The following is an 18,976-nucleotide window of genomic DNA, read 5'->3' as shown; positions in this document are numbered from 1 at the left end:
TTTCAGTTTTTGTATAAAGACTTCATGTGTTTTATAGTCCTAATATGATTATTTATAAGAGTTTATAGGTACATAAATTAATATATGTAAGCAAAGCTAATCTTAGCAAAGATACATTTATCGGGAAAATCTAAGGCGTTAGTTTATAAGTCTTCAGTGTTATATGTAGACAAAGCCTACAACATCATTTTAGCCATATTTGCAGGCTTCATAATTCGGCATATGTGCATGTTATTACTATAATCATAATCATTAAATTCCCAGTTTTTACAAGGATAAAATGACTGCATCCTCATTTCTTGCTGCAAAAATAGCTGTTTGCCGCGCAACTCCCGCAAGGCGGCCCTGCCGGGCTGGTTGGCGGGAAAAAATCATCCTCGCTTCGCTCCGGTATTTTTTCCCGCCAAGCCTTGCAAGGATGCGGGCAAACAGACAACAGGGACAACAAGAAATAAGAATGCCTGTACCTTACAGGCAGACGATATATAACAATAAATATCAGAAGTCATGATTACAGACCAGAAGACACAGAACAGGCTTCACGCGGATACCGGAACGGCACTGTTCTCCATCAGAAAAAGGAAGGAAGCCGTCACAAGGATGGATTACTTCAACATATCAGATGTAAAGGAAAGCAGTACTGAAATAGTAATTTATCTTGAAGAGAAGAATGAAGTTCCCAAAGAGTACTCTGATAGTAAAGTTGAGAGTAAGGGCTTTTATGATCCGGTAGTTGTACAAGACTTTCCAATCCGCGGGAAGAAGGTATTTCTAAACATCCGTCGTCGCAGATGGGTCTTAAAGGATGAGAACCGCTATGTAAGCCGTAACTGGAAACTGGTTGCCCAAGGCAGCCGTACGACGCAAGAATTTGCGTCTTTTTTAAAAGAGTTATATTGATACGCTTCCCGTCAGCTGTAAGCTTTTGGGAACACTGTTCGGTATTGACGGTGAACTTCTTGAAAGGCAGTACCGCAATCATCTGAGCGGATATTTGAAATGGAACCAACTCCCGCATGCAGAAGAATGGGTACTGTTTGAGAAAAACATCGGAGCATACGTAGGGATAGACGAAGTGTGTCTTTCGCGCGGTGAATTATATACCATATTGATTAACAAGGAGAAAAGAGGAGGTGCCGGAAGTATTATCGCCATCATAAAAGGTACTGACGTAAAGACTGTCACATCCATCCTTCTAAAACTTCCCAGACGCAGACGTTTCCAGGTAAGGGAAATAACACTTGATATGGCTCCCAATATGGAACAGACGGCACGTATATGCTTTCCTGCTGCGCGTCGGGTTACAGACCGTTTCCATGTACAGAAGCTTGCTTATGAAGCCGTTCAGGACATGAGAGTTAAAGCCCGTTGGGAAGCACTTGATGAAGAGTACATACAAATAGCACATGCAAAGGCATGTGGAAAGACATATCATGCTCCGGTATTTGAGAACGGAGATTCAAGAAAACAGCTGTTGGCCAGAAGTATATATCTTCTGTATAAGAAAGAATCATTATGGACCGAATCACAACGTGTTCGTGCCGGTATCCTGTTCAGAGAGTATCCAAATATAAAGAAAGCGTACTATTTTTCCATGAGATTAGGATTGATTTATCATCAGTGCAGACATAAGGATGTAGCCTTGACAAGGCTTGCCAGGTGGTATGACGAGGTGGACAAATCAGGATTCCTTGCATTTGGAAGAGTGGCAAGGTCAATACAGACACATTATCTTGAAATAATAAACTACTTCGAAAGACGTTCTACGAACGCTGCATCAGAATCTTTTAATGCGAAAATAAAGAACTTTCGATCACAATTCAGGGGAGTGAAGGATAAGGCTTTCTTTCTGTTCAGACTATCGAAAATTTATGCCTAATTTCAGAATCCCTCAGGTTTTTACGTTGATCCATTTTTACGTTGATCCATCAAATACACCAATAAAAAATAGAGGAACTAACTTAATCATAAAACTAAAGTTAATTCCTCTATTTCGTGCGCCTGATAGGACTCGAACCTACACGTCTCACGACACCAGATCCTAAGTCTGGCGCGGCTACCAATTACGCCACAGGCGCGTGAGAAGCTTTATTTCTCATTTGCGTTGCAAAGGTACGCATTTTTTTTACACTTACAAATTTTTCAACTATTTTTTTTCAAGAAATTGCATGCAGCTTCTATTATAGTGTCTTTTCCACGCAAAATATCTTCTTCAGTCATATCAACATGTATGTCCGGCTCAATACCAAATTCTATCTGATTCATTTCAGCATCATACATTGGGGCCGCAGAAAATCTTATAGACCATCCGTTAGGAATTTCCGATGAAAATGGTAACCCCGAACCACCACCGGTTTTATCTCCTATTATTGTTACAAGAGGCATATTCTTCATGCAATTAACAAAATCGTTTGTCGAACTATATGAACGCCTGTTGGTTAAAACAACAGCTTTTCTTTGCCATCTGACTCCATTGGAAGGTTCAATATACACCGGTTGGGGCGATGAAAACTCATTATGCCCGGGCCCAGTTTTATGAGACATATATCCGACATGAATTTTCTCATTGGTAAATCTTGAAGCTAATTTCTGAGCCGTTGTAAGATTTCCTCCCCCATTATTTCTGACATCAATTATCAATCCGTCGCACAATTCCATCTCCTTCAACATGTAATCAAGATTACCATCTCCTATTCCGTTAGAAAAACTTGAGCAATACACATAGCCTATATTGTTCTCCAAAATCTGATATGTAAGTCCGGAAGTATTTACATAATCTTTTCCCAGGTAATTACTCTGAATACTGTCGCTGAAATTACGTGGATAAGAATCAAACCATTCTCTGTATTGAGAAGTTCCATAAGCACTACTAAGATTAACATGACCATCGCGCAACTCGTTTACCATTTCTGACAGCACTTCAAAAAGATTATAGCTGGACATATCGGATGTTATCCGTTTGGAATATCTCGAATAAACCTCATCCCAGTCCAATCCATACACATCATTCTTATAGTCAAGAAAACAGTACTGTTCATCAATAATTCTCCACAAAGATTCAAAGTTTGCCTGTGGGGTGTTGCCAGAAACATCTTCTCTGATACACGAAGAATACAACACTGATAAAAAGACACAAAGCAATATTATAAACAAAGAATTATTCCTGCTATTCATACCAAAAATCATTTAATCAAAATGGAGTAACCTTGGATGGAAGACTGATTTTGTTCTTTCCCCGTATAATAGAGAAATTTCTTACAAATCCAATCATAAAATTGTGCGAATAGAAATGGCTTTTTAGGTTATTTACCTTGGCTTGCTGTATATCGCACAAATATCCTGCACGCATTATTGTCTTGCCTATAGGAAAATCTAATGTCAACATTTGTCTAAACGTGGGAGCGTTATGAAATGAAGTAAACAAGACATTGCTGCCACCATGTTTCAGCGAAAATATTTCATAATAGGACTGACCATATTCAGGTGAAAACATAATACCTATAAAAGGTAAATTAACCTGATATCTTAAAGTCATAGGATATCTGAAAATCCTGAATTTATATATCACCATAGCAGAAGCATCAATACTTCCATATGCTTTGGCTTGTGCCGGATTATTTGAATTACGTGTGTTGTATATAAAACCGCAATTCAAATCCAACATCGGTCCAAACAAAATCTTCAGATTTTCATCAACATTATACTGATAATGAAGAGCATAAGTCCAATTAAACATTCCTGAATATGATTTCGAGGATTTTGAGATATTCTCTGCAGATGAACAGTTGACCTGTATCACACGTTGGGCAGATACCTTACCTCCCATAAGCCTGGTCATGCGCATATTCTCGTGCATAAACCTCAGTTCAGGTCCACGATATTCCAAAGGGGAAAGATATGTATCATATACATTGGATATTCCCGCACCTATCATTACGGAACGTACTATGTATTTCTGATGAGATAAAGTATCCTGCGCCAATACTTCGGCGCAAGACACAAATAATATAATCAGAGTTGATATATAACCATATATTCTATTCATAATTTTAGAACAGTTTCATCTGACCATCATCTTCATTTGACAGATCCACATCATCTGTATTCACATCATCTGCTTCCGTTTGTGATTCAGGTTCTTCCTTTATGACAGGTTCGAGTTCTTCTATTTTGTCTATAGTAAACGTAGTAAGACGTTTTCCTTTGGCCTTAAAACTCTTCACACCGACAAAATCATCTGCATCGACTATCATTGGCTCTCTGAAACTGTCATGTCCACCAAACAGTACATTAATACGCGGATAAGTTTCGGATGTAAGCAACAATAATACATTCTGCTTGTTTTCACCAAGGAAGTTCTGTCGTTTGGCACTTTGTTCTAAACAGAATCTTTTAAGATATGGATAATTCTGCTGGTCTGCATCATAAAGAACTGCAGTCCAAACCTTTTCTGGATCATATTTTTCAAGAATCATTATATCCGAATCATAATGGTTGTTCAAATCAAAATCAGTCGTATAGAACTCACCATTCTTCATGATTACCAATATACTGTCTTCGCTTTGGAATTCTCCCAGATACTCACCGCGTCCATCATAATTAAGACGAAGCACATCATGATCAAACCACACTTTTCGTCCTCCCAATGTAGAACCTCCCTTATGCTTCAGACTTATCTTATGCACTTCAAGACGTGTAAGAAGGTTACCCATAGACTGTCTTCCCTTAATGGAAATCTCACTGAAATCGCGTTCCAAAATCAATTTCTTTATTCTAGGATTAGGTCTTAGAGTTACTTTCACCACTTCAGCCTCACCATTTGGATTTGCTGTAAAATACATTATCTTAGACCCAGGATTTCCTTGTGTTACATCATACTCACGGTCACGTATCATCGAAGTGACATTAAAACGTTTGATAAAATACGCACCGTCTTTACCGTCACGATATATCACATTATAAATAGTACGCTTGTCGTTCTTCTTGAAAATATTTACATACAATATATTCTTACCGACAAAAAGTTTATCACTTATTCTTACTATCTTATATTTTCCGTCCTTATAGAATATAATGACATCATCTATATCAGAACAGTTGCAGACATATTCATCTTTCTTCAGTCCCGTTCCGATAAAGCCTTCCTCTCTGTTTATATACAGCTTCTCGTTTGCTTCTGCCACCTTAGTAGCCACTATGACATCAAAATTTCTTATTTCTGTTTTTCGTTCGAAATTCTTGCCATACTTGGCCTTCAAACCTTCGTACCAGTTTATAGTATATTCAGTAATATGGGCAAGATGATTATCTATTTCCCCTATTTCACTTTTCAGACGTGCCATCAATTCATCCGCCTTATCTTTATTAAACTTCAGGATACGTGCCATCTTTATCTCCATCAGTTTCAATATATCTTCCTTGGTGACTTCACGCACCATTTGCGGATAGAAAGGCGTAAGACGTTCATCAATATGTTCGCATGCAGCATCCATATTCTCTGCCTGCTCAAATTTCGCATCTTTATAGATACGTTCTTCTATAAAGATTTTCTCCAGCGAAGCAAAATGCAGAGCTTCTAGTTTTTCTTCACGTTCGATATTCAATTCCTGTCTTAGCAGATCCAAGGTATTGTCCGCAGACTTCTTCAACACATCACTTACAGATAAGAAATGAGGTTTCTTGTTGTCTATCACGCAACAGTTAGGCGATATATTGACCTCACAGTCAGTAAATGCATAAAGTGCATCCAAGGTCTTGTCTGAAGAAACTCCAGGAGCAAGATGCACAAGTATTTCCACTTTATCAGCTGTGTTGTCCTCTACCTTCTTTACTTTGATTTTGCCTTTTTCTACAGCCTTTAATATAGAATCGATAAGTGACGAAGTAGTTTTTCCATACGGGATCTCACTGATACATAAAGTTTTGTTATCCAATTTGGAAATTTTTGCTCTTACACGTACCACTCCACCTCGCTCACCATCGTTATATCTTGATACGTCAATAGATCCACCTGTTTGGAAATCAGGATAAAGCTGGAACGACTCACCTTTTAGATAAGCGATGGCAGCATCACATAGTTCATTGAAATTGTGAGGAAGTATTTTTGATGACAATCCGACAGCAATACCTTCAACACCCTGCGCCAATAGCAAAGGGAATTTAACAGGCAATGTAACAGGCTCTCTGTTACGTCCGTCATAAGACGACTGCCATTCAGTGGTCTTCGGATTGAAAACCACATCAAGAGCGAATTTAGATAAACGTGCCTCGATATAACGCGGAGCGGCAGCACTGTCACCGGTAAGGATATTTCCCCAGTTACCCTGACAGTCGATAAGCAATTCTTTTTGGCCCAACTGTACCAGAGCATCACCTATTGAAGCATCTCCATGAGGATGAAACTGCATAGTATGACCTACAATGTTCGCAACTTTATTATACCTTCCGTCGTCAAGACGTTTCATAGAGTGCAATATTCTCCTCTGCACTGGTTTCAATCCATCATTAATATGAGGGACAGCTCTTTCAAGTATTACATAAGATGCATAATCAAGAAACCAATTCTGATACATTCCACTCAACTGATGTCTTACCGCATCATCGGACGTATCTGCCGGTTTGTAATCAGAATGGCCTTCACTCCCCTGTAAATCGTTTTCCTTATCAAATGTATCTTCGCTCATTTTTAGTATATTAATCAAGAATAAAACAGTCTTTGCAAATTTAATAAAAAAGAGGATATACCATGAAAAGATATATCCTCTTATTTAACTTATTTTATTCTACAGTATATTACTTGGCAACTTTTTCAAGCCAATTTACCATAAACAACATTACTCCCATCGAAATAAGACATACTATCATAAATATAGCCCAGCAATAACCGATAGGAATTGCATTATACATAAGTGGACCAATCCACAAGAGAAGATTTCCTACGGCAGTAGCTCCGAGCCACAATCCCTGACAAAGTCCTAAAAGATGTTTTGGTGCAACTTTCGAAACGAACGACAATCCAAGAGGAGATATAAACAACTCTGCAACTGTAAGAAGGAAATAAAGTACTATCAATACCCAAGCACCTGCTTTCACCTGTTGATCTATAGGAAGCTCTCTATATTCAGCAGCCGAAGGATAACCCATCACAAGTGAATATGCAGAAAGGAACAGATAAGCCAGACCTGCTATAAACATACCTATAGCAATCTTACGCGGAGTAGATATCTCTTTTCCTCTTCTGGAAAGTGATCCGAAAATCATCATTATAATAGGAGTCAGAGTTATCACGAAGAACGGATTAACAGCCTGCCATATTTCAGGAGCTATTGTTGTTGTATCGACAAAATCTCTCGCAAACAGAGACAAAGAAGTTCCGTTCTGATGGAATGAGAACCAGAAGAATATTACAACACCAAGCACAGCAAACAATGCATAAAGACGTTGCTTGATTTCTTTTGCCATAGCAGCCTTTTCTTCAGCTGTATATGTAACAGATGCTGCCGATTCTTTCTTTCCCGGATTTGGGAACTGACGTTTTGTCGCAAAGAAAATTACAAGCGAAATAAGCATGGCAGCAACAGAAGCGAGGAATGAATAATGGATACCCTCGTTGAAAATCTGCAAATACCGCGAGCATGATGCAGCCAAATCAGATGTTTCACCTACGCACTGAGACATCAGCTGATTTAAATTTCCCATAGCCTCAGCAGACATTCCATCTGCCTTATTTATATAGTCATGACATAGAGCAGGAAGACTGGCGTTGTAAACCATATTATGCGCACTCAGCCACCAACTTCTCAACAAAGGAGCAACAAATGGTGCTATAAGTCCACCAATATTTATAAACACATAAAAAATCTGGAATCCGGAATCTCTCTTTCCTTTAACCATTGCCAATTCCTTTTCACCCTTTACGGCTGCTTCAGCTTCCAGGTCATCATACATCTGACCAACAATAGCCTGAAGATTTCCTTTAAACAAGCCATTACCAAATGCGATAAAAAACAAAGCCACACAAGTTAAAGAAAGCAACCATGTAGTGTTGCTTGAATTTGCAGTAATCGGAATAGATAATGCAATATATCCTATAGCCATAACGACCAAACCTGCCATGATGGTACCTTTATAATTCTGTTTTCTGTCGGCTATCAAACCACCAACAAGACTTAAAAGATAGATACCTGCATAAAAGAAAGAATAGATAAGTGTGCTTTTCTCCTCACTTATACCAAATTTCGAACAAAGGAACAATACCAGTACAGCGTTCATAATATAGTAGCCAAAACGCTCACCCATATTAGACAAAGCCGCAGGAATTAATCCTTTCGGATGCTTTTTAAACATAAATAATGAAGATTTAAATGATTAATGATAATTTTTTATGCAAAAATATAGAAAAAACAAATAACAAACAACTTTACTTATTCCATTATTTTACAGTTGCACTGCTTTCAGCAAAACAACTTGCGATAAAACAAAAAAGAGAAGCCTAAAAAGACTTCTCATATTTTAGTTGCGGAGGCCTGACTCGAACAGACGACCTTTGGGTTATGAGCCCAACGAGCTACCAACTGCTCCACTCCGCGATGTTCATATTTTAGTTGCGGAGGCCTGACTCGAACAGACGACCTTTGGGTTATGAGCCCAACGAGCTACCAACTGCTCCACTCCGCGATGTTATTTCTCATTTGCGAGTGCAAAGGTACAGCTTTAAATTGTAAAAAACAAATCTTTAAACAGAAAAATCAGACCAATGAGGTTAAAGAAGTTAAACGCATCATGAAAAATCTACTCAAAAGTCTTCATAAAGTGAAAAAACGGATACAACCTAACATTTTTCCATACATTTCTTCAGTTTACCCACACAAAGCAGAATTTGATAAAACAAAAAAGAGATAAAGGTTAATCCTTTATCTCCTCGAATTCTATATATTCACCCTCATTTTTATCAAACACTTTATTCTTAGTCTTTGGAGTATCTTTTCGCTTATACTCCGAATAACCTTGATTATTGCTGTTATCAAAGCTTTCCGTCTGTTTTTGGGTATTTTTTCTTATACCTAATACTGTTCTAACCACTTTATATAGGATTGTAAATCCTATAATCAATACAAAAAATATTATAAAAAATATCAGTCCTAATATTTGAAACATAGTTATTGCGTTTTTAATATTTTAAATACAATAACCGTGCCACGATTATTATATTATGATTTTTTGAATGTAAATGCAGACAATATTATATACCATATTATTACCGCGGCAAGACCATTTATGGCATAAACCAACAGCAGGGCTACACTGACTGCCAGAAATATATATTTTATTTTATTATCTTTCCACGTAAGATTCTTGAACTTCAATGAAAACATTGGCAGCTCAGACACCAACAACAAAGACATAATGACAACCAGCAGCAGCAAATAAAATGCATTAAAATACTGCAACATATACTGATTTCCATCTATACAAATAGCCAAAGAACTCCAGAAAAGAGCATTTGCCGGCGTAGGCATACCTATAAAAGAAGTTGTCTGACGCTCATCCAGATTAAATTTTGCAAGCCTTAATGCAGAAAATACAGATATAATAAATGCTGTATAAGGCAGATACTCAGATACACCTGACATAAAATCAGGAATATGAATTTCTTTAAACAAGGAAAAAACAATAGCAGAAGGCGCCAAGCCAAAAGTAATATTATCAGCCAAGGAATCCAATTCTTTTCCAATAGGCGATGAAACTTTCAAAAGCCTTGCACTCATACCATCAAAGAAATCGAAAACTGCACCTAACACTATGAACAGCATTGCCAGACGGAAATCTGACTGAAATGCCATATACGATGCTATACATCCACAAAATAGATTACAGCTTGTTATACCATTTGGAATATTCCTGATTATAATATTAGGCATAATATCTCTGATTATTTAAGTTTTGCTATAACAGTTGCGTTTCCTGTAGTTTTCTGATTCATTTCAACACAAACTTCTGTTCCAAGAGGCAAGTAAACATCAACTCTTGAACCGAATTTTATGAATCCCATATGTTCATCTATATAACAGTCCTCACCCGGAGTAGCATAGGTCACAATTCTTCTGGCCACTGCACCAGCAATCTGACGAGTCATGATAGTTTCACCTTCCGGTGTTTCTATAATTATAGTAGAACGCTCATTTTCCGTACTGGCTTTCGGAAGCCAAGCTTTCATAAATCTTCCATTATGATGCTTTACCATTTTCACAACCCCATCAACAGGATACCAATTGGCATGAACATTGGTTATATCCATAAAAATGGAAATCATCAGCCTGCGGTCATGAAAATACTCATGTTCTTCCACCTCTTCTATTACTACCACCCTTCCGTCAGCAGGAGCCACAACTGTCTTTTCCGTTTCTCCTTTAAACAGTCTTATAGGACAGCGAAAGAAATTCACCATCAAAAGATACAAGACTATACTTACTACAGCTAATATATAGAAGAATACATTAGTACCCAAAAGATAATAAGAAGCAAGATTTATAGCCAAAAGGACTATAGCACTTGTGATAAGTATATTGGTTCCCTCATGGTGTATGCGGATTTTCTTCAATTTTTTTATTCTATTCATGATGGTAAAAGTAATGATATAGGTATTTTAACATGCAAAAGTAAGCGTATTTTAATTACTCTGCAAATAAAATATAAGAAAAAACTCTTTGTAATGATTTTGCAACAGCTTTGCAAACATTTTAAATACAAAAATTTCTTCTATTACAATTACGATGAAGAACAATGAAGAACAAAAAAAATCCCGGATAGCGCAAAGACTAATCCGGGAATATATATATTTTTTTCAGTTCTATCAGATTGACAATTCGTTCAAGACATTGACAAGTTCTCTATCGATAGGCTTATCATTCTTGATAGCTTTAGCAAACGGTACATATACGATCTTGTCGTTTTCTATACCTATCATAACGTTTCTCTGACCTTCCATCAAAGCCTGAATACTTGCAACACCCATACGGCTGGCAATAATTCTATCGTGAGCAGTCGGTCGTCCACCACGCTGCAAGTGTCCAAGAATAGTCACACGCACATCATACTGAGGATATTCGTTTTTAACACGCTCTGCATAATGCATTGCACCACCTGTAATTTCACTTTCAGCCACAAGAACGATTGAACTACTCTTTGACTTGCGGAATCCGTTTTTGATAAATTCTTCCAACTGGTCAACTTCAGTATTGAATTCAGGTATAATAGCAGCTTCAGCTCCTGCCGCTATAGCTCCGTTCAACGCAAGGAAACCTGCATCACGTCCCATAACTTCAACAAAGAACAGACGTTCGTGAGAAGTTGCAGTATCCCTGATTTTATCTACAGCATCAAGAATTGTATTCAAGGCAGTATCATAACCTATTGTAGTATCAGTTCCATAAAGGTCGTTATCAATAGTTCCCGGAAGTCCGATACAAGGAACATCATATTCTTCTGCCAACAATCTGGCACCAGTGAGCGAACCATCACCACCTATTACGATAAGAGCATCAATACCCTCACGCACCATAGCTTCATGAGCCACCTGACGTCCCTCCGGAGTTTTGAACTCCATACATCTCGCAGTCTTCAGGATTGTACCTCCCAGCTGTATGATATTGCTTACATTCTGAGTTTTAAATTCCTGTATTTCTCCAGTTATAAGTCCTTTATAGCCTCTATAAATTCCCTTAACTTTCAATCCGTTGTATATTGCTGCACGAGTCACGGCGCGAATAGCCGCATTCATACCCGGAGCATCTCCTCCAGAAGTGAGGATACCAACACATTTAATACTTGCCATATTGTTGAATATTATTAGTTTGTTTCAATGCCGCAAATTTACAAATTCCGTCGTAAAGTTGTATTAAATAGATATGTATTTTAAGTTAACTTGAATTATGAATTCTTTAACATGACTCCGATATCACATTCTTACATTTATCCATAAGCCATTTAGGTGTTGAAGTAGCACCACATATTCCTATAGACTTTGCATCCCTGAACCACTCCATGTCAATATCTTCCGGTTTATCAACCTGATATGTATTTGGATTAATTTCCTTACATTCGTGAAACAGTATTTTCCCGTTAGAGCTTTTCTGCCCACACACAAATAGGATCACATCATGTGAAGCAGCAAACTTTCTGATATTAGGCATTCTGTTTGCCACCTGACGGCATATTGTATCAAAATACTGAAAAGTGGCAGACTTTGAAATATTCTGTTCTATATACGAAACGATACTTCTGAACTCATCCAGCGATTTTGTCGTCTGCGAATACAGCCTTACATCTTTATTCAAGTCTATCTTATCTACTTCCTCTATTTTTTCAATAACTATAGCCTCACCATTTGTCTGTCCTACCAGCCCAAGCACCTCCGCATGACCGTTCTTTCCATATATTACTATCTGCTTTTCTTTTTCAGGTTCTTTACTGGTATATTCCTGCTTAATTCTTTTTTGCAACCGTAATACTACAGGACAGGTGGCATCAATTATTTCTATATTATTCTCTGCAGCTATCCTATAAGTTTCCGGAGGTTCACCATGCGCACGTAGCAACACTTTTACGTTTTTAAGCTTTGCATACTCCTCATGGTTAATAGTTATAAGCCCCAGTTTTTTCAAACGTTCGCATTCCTGACCATTATGCACTATATCTCCTAGGCAATACAGAGGAGTTCCTTTTGCCAACTCTTCCTCAGCCTTTTTTATAGCAGTGGTCACGCCGAAACAAAACCCTGATTCACTATCAATTTCTATATTATACATTAGCCGCCTTTTGGTATTCATTAATTAACCATGCTTTCTGTTCTTCTACTGTCATATTGCTATTATCCAATACAATAGCATCATCAGCCTTTCTCAAAGGACTTACAGCTCTAGTCTGGTCTATCCTGTCTCTTTCTTCAACATTTTTGAGGATCTCATCAAATGATACTTCCTGTCCTTTTGCCATCAGTTCATCATATCTTCTTTTTGCCCTGATTTCAGCCGAAGCTGTGACAAATATCTTTAACTCCGCATCAGGAAATACCACCGTTCCTATATCGCGTCCGTCCATAACAATACCTTTACTTTTTCCCATTTCCTGCTGCAATTTCACCAAGGCTTCCCTTACAAATCCCAATGCAGCAACAAGGCTTACCCTGGATGAAACCTCCATAGTCCTTATCTTAGACTCTACGTTTACGCCATTCAGGAATGTTTCCGGTTTCAAAGTCGCTTCATTAAGACAGAACGATACCGAAATATCATTTATATGTTTTTCCAGCTCTTCCGAATTCACGCTTCCATCAGAGGTAAAAAGCGAGTTTTCAAGGCAATACAAAGTAACTGCCCTATACATCGCGCCGCTGTCTATATATATATATCCAATTTCTTTTGCCAGATCTTTGGCCATCGTGCTTTTTCCGCAAGAAGAAAAACCATCTATCGCTATGGTTATTTTTTTCATCATAAGATATCTATATTATATAATGTGTATTCTTTTCCGTTCGAAAGTCAAAGATATGGAAAAGTTTTTACTGTTTTATCCGCATGTGCAGAAATATTTCCGTTTTAATCTATTTTTATCTTTTTGATATTGCTTTTTAAAATAAATATACTACATTTGCACACAGAGAATTATTAACAATTTATCAAATCATTTATGGAAGTTAAAAAATCGCCCAAAGCAGACCTCGAGGGAAAGAAATCCACGTGGATGCTGATTGGTTACGTGCTGATATTGGCAGCAGTGTTTGTGGCTTTCGAATGGACAGAACGCGACAAACAGGTGACTACCGATACTGGTGTCGTTGAACCGATTTTTGAGGAGGAAATGATTCCTATCACAGAAGAAGCGGAGCAAAAGCAAGCACCTCCTCCACCAGAAGCTCCGAAAGTTGAAGAAGTAATTCAGATTGCAGAGAACGATGCGGATGTAGAGGAAACTACTATCAAATCTAGTGAAGATGACAATACAGCCGTAGAAATCAAGTACATCGAACCTGTAGTTGAAGAAGAAGAACCTGTAGAAGAAGAAATCTTCATGGTTGTAGAACAAATGCCTGAATTCCCTGGTGGTATGGCAGAATTGATGAAATTCCTCAGCAAGAACATCAAATATCCTACTATCGCTCAGGAAAACGGTATTCAGGGACGTGTAATCGTTCAGTTTGTCGTTAATCAGGACGGTTCTATCGTTGACCCTGTAGTTATGCGCTCTGTCGATCCATATCTTGACAAGGAAGCTCTTCGAGTTATCAGCTCCATGCCAAAATGGAAACCAGGTATGCAGCGTGGTAAAGCTGTACGTGTAAAATACACAGTGCCTGTAACATTCAGATTGCAGTAATAACTTTATAACATTAAAAAGGCTGTCCGCAAAAGGGCAGCCTTTTTGTTTTTTTATCCCAAAGACAAAAAACTATGAAGCAGTACGAAGACAAAGAACTATTAGAAAAGATTCAGAAGTATATCGGAGAATTGTCATATACTCACGAACCGGAAAATCTATACAAGCCAATAGAATATGTACTTGGATTAGGCGGTAAGCGTATCCGTCCGGTTTTGATGCTAATGGCCTACAACCTATACAAGGATGACGTTGAAAAAATCTATCAACAAGCTGCGGCACTGGAAACATACCATAATTTTACACTGTTACACGATGACCTCATGGACAAAGCCGACATGAGAAGAAACAGACCAACCGTACATAAGAAATGGGATGAAAATACCGCAATTCTTTCCGGTGATGCCATGCTCATACTTTCGTTCAAAATGATGATGGAATCATGTCCTGCCGAATACATATCAGAAGTCACATCCACTTTCAGCAAGGCTGCTCTGGAAGTTTGCGACGGACAACAGTGGGATATGGATTTCGAAAAAAGACTCGATGTGACAGTTGACGAATACATGAACATGATTTGCCTGAAGACATCAGTCCTACTTGCCGCCTCACTGAAAATAGGCGCGATACTAAGTGGAGCAAGCGCAGAAGATGCAAATCTGCTTTACGATTTCGGTATAAAAATGGGGGTTGCCTTCCAGCTCCAGGACGACTATCTTGATGTGTATGCCGACTCTTCCGTTTTCGGTAAAAATATCGGTGGTGACATCTGCTCAAACAAAAAGACATTCATGCTTATCACAGCTCTTGAGAAGTCATCGGGAAAAGACAAAAAAGAGCTTGAGAATTGGATAAATGCCGAAACTTTTATTCCTGAAGAAAAGATTAAAGCTGTTACTGAAATATATAACAACACCGGAGTTCCAGACATATGTATGGATAAAATCAACACCCTATACGATGAAGGGCTTGCCATACTTGATAAGGTATCGGTAGATGCATCATTAAAGACCAATCTTAAAAACTTCACGAAACAATTAATGAAAAGAGTACTATGATTGGATTGATTGACACCCATACACACCTCTTTTGCGAGGAGTTTGACAGTGACAGAGAACTGGCCATCATAAGAGCAAAGGAAGCTGGAGTCACAAGAATGTTTATGCCCAATATCGACGATGAGAGCATAGACGCACTACTCAAACTTTGCGACAAAACATCAGGATGCTATCCTCTTATGGGGTTGCATCCCACTTCGGTTGCTGACGACTGGAAAATCAGGCTTGAAAAAGTAGAAAAAGTCTTGAATTCAGGAAGAAAATTCTACGGTATTGGAGAAGTCGGTTTGGATCTTTATTGGGACAAGACATACGTAGAAGAACAAAAAGAAGTATTCAGAATACAATTGGAATGGGCCCTGAACCTCAATTTACCCCTGATTATACATTGCAGGAATGCACACAAAGAAATGATGGAAGTAATGTCTGCATACAGAGATACCACTTTAAGAGGAATATTCCATAGCTTTGGCGGAACACTGGAAGAGGCAAACGATATGTTGTCCTACAAGAATTTCATGCTGGGAATAAACGGTATTGTAACATTCAAGAAAAGTACCCTTCCGGAAACACTAAAACAACTGCCAATCGATAGAATAGTACTTGAAACAGATTCGCCATACCTTGCACCTGTACCATACAGAGGAAAAAGAAACGAAAGTGCATACATCACATCAATAGCAAACAAACTTGCCGAAATTTTTAATACATCAATAGACGATATTGCACGCCATACAACAAGAAATGCACTAAAAGTGTTCCAAAATGCCGACTAAAGTCTTTAAATAATATTAATTTTATGCGTTATCGCAAACTTTTTCGTCTTTTAGGCTATGTAAGAAAAAAAAAAAGAATACATTTGTGACTGAAAAAGGACAAATGAGTACCGATTACGGATATAATTAAATATGTAAGAAGGGAAAAATAGGTGCTGAGGAGAGGTGCTCGAGTGGTTGAAGAGGCACGCCTGGAAAGCGTGTATACGCCAAAAGCGTATCACGGGTTCGAATCCCGTTCTCTCCGCGATAGTCAAAGAGAAAAAATAACAAATAAGAATAAACAATAAACTATTAATTAATTAATCTTAAAAAATTAGACACACAATGAAAAAGTTATTTGCAATTCTTGCAGTAATGGGAGTTCTCTCATTCGGAATGACTCAGTCTGTTATCGCACAGGACGCTCCTGCGGCAACTGAAACAGTAGTAGTTGAAGAAGGTGGTATGCACAAAGAACTTAAGACTAAGTTCATCGAAGGTGACGCCGGTTTCATGTCTTTGGTTGCTATCGCATTGGTACTTGGTTTGGCTTTCTGTATCGAACGTATCATTTACTTGAGCCTTGCTGAAGTTGACACTAAGAAATTGATGGCAAAACTTGAAGAAGCTTTGGAAAAAGGTGATGTAGAAGGTGCAAAAACTATCTGCCGTAACACTCGCGGACCTGTTGCCTCTATCTGCTACCAAGGTTTGATGAGAATTGATGAAGGTTTGGATGTCGTAGAACGTTCGGTTGTATCTTACGGTGGAGTTCAGGCCGGTTACCTTGAAAAAGGATGTTCATGGATTACACTGTTTATCGCGATGGCTCCGTCACTCGGATTCTTGGGTACTGTGATTGGTATGGTCATGGCGTTCGACCAAATCCAGATGGCAGGTGATATTTCTCCGACAGTCGTAGCAGGTGGTATGAAAGTGGCCTTGATTACTACTATCTTCGGTCTTATCGTTGCTTTGATTCTTCAAACTTTCTACAACTACATCTTGTCTAAGATTGAAGCTATCACAAGCCAGATGGAAGACTCTTCAATCACTTTGCTTGATATGATTATGAAGTACAACTTGAAATACAAAAAATAATAAGAACGATGACTAAATTATCATATAAAGTATCATACTACGTGTTTTATGCATGTATTGCCGTAATCTTGGTAGTACTAGGCATGTTCTACGGAGTAGGATACAGCGAAACAAACGCAGCAGGTTTGACAGAACCTGCCAATACTCCGGCTTTGATGTATTTAATGTACGGATTGTTTGCATTATGCGTGGCTGTGACTATCATAGCAGCGGTTATCCAATTCGGTGCCGCACTAAAGGATGACCCAAAAGCTGCATTGAAATCATTCTTGGGATTTATTCTTTTGGTAGTTCTACTGATCGTAACTTATAATATGGGTTCTGACGAAACCGTAGTTTTAGGTGGTGGCGTAACCTATGACAATAAGTTCTTGATTAAGGTTACTGATATGTTCTTGTATTCAACCTATGTACTGCTCGTAATAGCAGCAATAGGTACTTTGCTGAATTTATTAGGCGTATTCAAGAAAAGATAAAGTTTTAATTTTATTATAAGATAAAAAGATATGGCAAAAACAAAAAGAAAAGTGCCAGGAATCAATGCAAGTTCCACGGCCGATATTTCTTTTATGTTGCTTATTTTCTTCCTTATAACGACATCAATGGACACCGACCGTGGTTTGGCAAGGCGTCTGCCCCCACCACCGGAAAGTGAAGAACAAAAAAATGACATTATCATTAAGGAAAGAAACATTCTCCAGGTTAAAATTAACAAAGATGACAATTTGATGGTTAACGGAGAAATTGGTTTTGACATAAGACAACTTAAAGACAAAGCAAAAGAATTCATTGCCAATCCGAATGATGACCCTAATATGCCGGAAAAGCATAGAAAGAATCTACCATTCTTTGGCGATGTTATGATAACTGAAAAGCATGTAATTTCTGTACAGAACGACGTTGGTACAAGCTATGATGTTTATATCCAGGTTCAGAACGAATTGGTAGCTGCTTATAATGAATTGCGTAACGAATTAGCGATGTCACAATTCGGCAAATCATTTGCAAACTGTTCAGAAGAACAAAAAGAAGCTATCATAGATTACTATCCACAGAAGATTTCTGAAGCAGAACCTAAAAAATATGGAGGAAAATAATAATGGGAAAGTTTAATAAAACAGGTAAGCGAGAAATGCCGGAGTTGAATACTTCGTCTCTGCCTGACCTTATTTTTACCATTTTGTTCTTCTTCATGATTGTGACTACTCTTCGTGAGGTTACATTAAAGGTTCAATTTAGGGTCCCACAGGCAACAGAATTGGAAAAGCTTGAAAAGAAGTCATTGGTTTCCTTCATCTACATCGGTAAACCATTACCTGAGTTCCAGAAAAAGATGGGTACTACAGACCGTATCCAGCTGAACGATAAATTCTCTGAAGCAAACGAAGTTCAGGATTATATCTATCAGGAACGTGAAAATATGAAAGAAGAGGACAAACCATTCATGACTGTATCACTGAAAGTTGATGCAAAAACTAAGATGGGTATTGTTCAGGAAGTAAAACAAGCACTTCGTCAAGCATACGCTTTGAAGATCAACTATTCTGCAACACAACGTCAGTAATAGTATCAAAGATAAAAAAAGAGGGTGTGTCAAAATGCATGCCCTCTTTTTTTTATGACAAAGCCTCGACTTTCCCAAGCCGAGGCTTTGTTATGTCCTAAAGATTTTGTATCTTTAAGCAT

19 protein-coding genes and 4 tRNA genes are annotated in these 18,976 nt (G+C 38.1%); 10 read left to right on the top strand and 13 right to left on the bottom strand.

Features of this window, described 5'->3' with window-relative positions; genetic code table 11:
- Positions 1-600: 600 nt before the first annotated feature.
- Together H6A61_RS01785 and H6A61_RS01780 are read left to right on the top strand one after the other, a co-directional pair.
- The gene (locus tag H6A61_RS01785; RefSeq protein ID WP_204390586.1) at positions 601-900 is read left to right on the top strand and encodes an ISAon1 family transposase N-terminal region protein; all 300 of its coding nucleotides are present in this window, start codon (positions 601-603) and stop codon (positions 898-900) included.
- Positions 901-925: 25 nt separating this feature from the next.
- A complete protein-coding gene (locus H6A61_RS01780) occupies positions 926-1,879 on the top strand; it encodes an ISAon1 family transposase (RefSeq protein WP_239469056.1) in 954 nt (317 codons plus the stop codon).
- A 117-nt stretch (positions 1,880-1,996) separates the two neighbouring features.
- On the opposite strand, the gene H6A61_RS01775 is transcribed toward H6A61_RS01780, so the two are convergent.
- The 13 genes from H6A61_RS01775 to cmk form a co-directional block, all read right to left on the bottom strand.
- Positions 1,997-2,078: transfer RNA gene (locus H6A61_RS01775), tRNA-Leu, on the bottom strand.
- Between the two features lie 64 nt (positions 2,079-2,142).
- The gene (locus H6A61_RS01770) at positions 2,143-3,174 is read right to left on the bottom strand and encodes a S41 family peptidase (RefSeq protein WP_204390540.1); all 1,032 of its coding nucleotides are present in this window, start codon (positions 3,172-3,174) and stop codon (positions 2,143-2,145) included.
- Positions 3,175-3,190: 16 nt separating this feature from the next.
- Positions 3,191-4,045: a DUF3316 domain-containing protein gene (locus H6A61_RS01765; protein ID WP_204390539.1), complete on the bottom strand. Its 855-nt coding sequence runs from the start codon at positions 4,043-4,045 to the stop codon at positions 3,191-3,193.
- 4 nt (positions 4,046-4,049) lie between these two features.
- The gene (locus H6A61_RS01760; RefSeq protein WP_204390538.1) at positions 4,050-6,683 is read right to left on the bottom strand and encodes a DNA gyrase/topoisomerase IV subunit A; all 2,634 of its coding nucleotides are present in this window, start codon (positions 6,681-6,683) and stop codon (positions 4,050-4,052) included.
- A gap of 109 nt (positions 6,684-6,792) precedes the next feature.
- A complete protein-coding gene (locus tag H6A61_RS01755; protein ID WP_204390537.1) occupies positions 6,793-8,346 on the bottom strand; it encodes a peptide MFS transporter in 1,554 nt (517 codons plus the stop codon).
- 169 nt (positions 8,347-8,515) lie between these two features.
- A tRNA-Met gene (locus tag H6A61_RS01750) sits at positions 8,516-8,588 on the bottom strand.
- A gap of 15 nt (positions 8,589-8,603) precedes the next feature.
- Positions 8,604-8,676, bottom strand: a tRNA-Met gene (locus H6A61_RS01745).
- A gap of 228 nt (positions 8,677-8,904) precedes the next feature.
- The gene (locus tag H6A61_RS01740) at positions 8,905-9,156 is read right to left on the bottom strand and encodes a DUF4834 family protein (RefSeq protein WP_204390536.1); all 252 of its coding nucleotides are present in this window, start codon (positions 9,154-9,156) and stop codon (positions 8,905-8,907) included.
- 53 nt (positions 9,157-9,209) lie between these two features.
- The gene (gene pssA / locus H6A61_RS01735) at positions 9,210-9,920 is read right to left on the bottom strand and encodes a CDP-diacylglycerol--serine O-phosphatidyltransferase (RefSeq protein ID WP_204390535.1); all 711 of its coding nucleotides are present in this window, start codon (positions 9,918-9,920) and stop codon (positions 9,210-9,212) included.
- Positions 9,921-9,931: 11 nt separating this feature from the next.
- The gene (locus H6A61_RS01730; RefSeq protein ID WP_204390534.1) at positions 9,932-10,618 is read right to left on the bottom strand and encodes a phosphatidylserine decarboxylase family protein; all 687 of its coding nucleotides are present in this window, start codon (positions 10,616-10,618) and stop codon (positions 9,932-9,934) included.
- Between the two features lie 234 nt (positions 10,619-10,852).
- A complete protein-coding gene (gene pfkA / locus H6A61_RS01725; protein ID WP_204390533.1) occupies positions 10,853-11,833 on the bottom strand; it encodes a 6-phosphofructokinase in 981 nt (326 codons plus the stop codon).
- A 106-nt stretch (positions 11,834-11,939) separates the two neighbouring features.
- Positions 11,940-12,806: a 4-hydroxy-3-methylbut-2-enyl diphosphate reductase gene (locus H6A61_RS01720; protein ID WP_204390532.1), complete on the bottom strand. Its 867-nt coding sequence runs from the start codon at positions 12,804-12,806 to the stop codon at positions 11,940-11,942.
- Positions 12,799-13,491, bottom strand: coding sequence for a (d)CMP kinase (gene cmk, locus H6A61_RS01715; protein WP_154043357.1), 693 nt, complete (start codon positions 13,489-13,491; stop codon positions 12,799-12,801). Before cmk ends, H6A61_RS01720 begins: the two co-directional genes overlap by 8 nt.
- A 195-nt stretch (positions 13,492-13,686) precedes the next feature.
- Between cmk and H6A61_RS01710 the strand changes: the two genes are divergently transcribed.
- The 8 genes from H6A61_RS01710 (at position 13,687) to H6A61_RS01675 (ending at position 18,854) form a co-directional block, all read left to right on the top strand.
- Positions 13,687-14,373 (top strand): energy transducer TonB, encoded by a 687-nt coding sequence (locus tag H6A61_RS01710; RefSeq protein WP_204390531.1) that lies wholly within the window; start codon positions 13,687-13,689, stop codon positions 14,371-14,373.
- Between the two features lie 74 nt (positions 14,374-14,447).
- Positions 14,448-15,431, top strand: coding sequence for a polyprenyl synthetase family protein (locus tag H6A61_RS01705; protein WP_204390530.1), 984 nt, complete (start codon positions 14,448-14,450; stop codon positions 15,429-15,431).
- Positions 15,428-16,207, top strand: coding sequence for a TatD family hydrolase (locus tag H6A61_RS01700; RefSeq protein ID WP_204390529.1), 780 nt, complete (start codon positions 15,428-15,430; stop codon positions 16,205-16,207). The genes H6A61_RS01705 and H6A61_RS01700 overlap by 4 nt, the downstream gene beginning before the upstream one ends.
- Positions 16,208-16,366: 159 nt before the next feature.
- Positions 16,367-16,454: transfer RNA gene (locus H6A61_RS01695), tRNA-Ser, on the top strand.
- 80 nt (positions 16,455-16,534) lie between these two features.
- A complete protein-coding gene (locus H6A61_RS01690) occupies positions 16,535-17,290 on the top strand; it encodes a MotA/TolQ/ExbB proton channel family protein (RefSeq protein ID WP_204390528.1) in 756 nt (251 codons plus the stop codon).
- A gap of 8 nt (positions 17,291-17,298) precedes the next feature.
- The gene (locus tag H6A61_RS01685; protein WP_154043202.1) at positions 17,299-17,766 is read left to right on the top strand and encodes a hypothetical protein; all 468 of its coding nucleotides are present in this window, start codon (positions 17,299-17,301) and stop codon (positions 17,764-17,766) included.
- 30 nt (positions 17,767-17,796) lie between these two features.
- A complete protein-coding gene (locus tag H6A61_RS01680) occupies positions 17,797-18,387 on the top strand; it encodes an ExbD/TolR family protein (RefSeq protein ID WP_154043201.1) in 591 nt (196 codons plus the stop codon).
- 2 nt (positions 18,388-18,389) lie between these two features.
- Entirely contained in the window at positions 18,390-18,854 is a 465-nt protein-coding gene (locus H6A61_RS01675; RefSeq protein ID WP_204390527.1) for an ExbD/TolR family protein, read from the top strand.
- Positions 18,855-18,976: the final 122 nt, after the last annotated feature.

The organism is Bacteroides caecigallinarum, assembly GCF_016901995.1.
GTDB lineage: Bacteria > Bacteroidota > Bacteroidia > Bacteroidales > Bacteroidaceae > Phocaeicola > Phocaeicola cellulolyticus.
The sequence above is the reverse complement of the archived record's forward strand: the minus strand, read 5'-3'. Positions and strand labels throughout refer to the sequence as shown.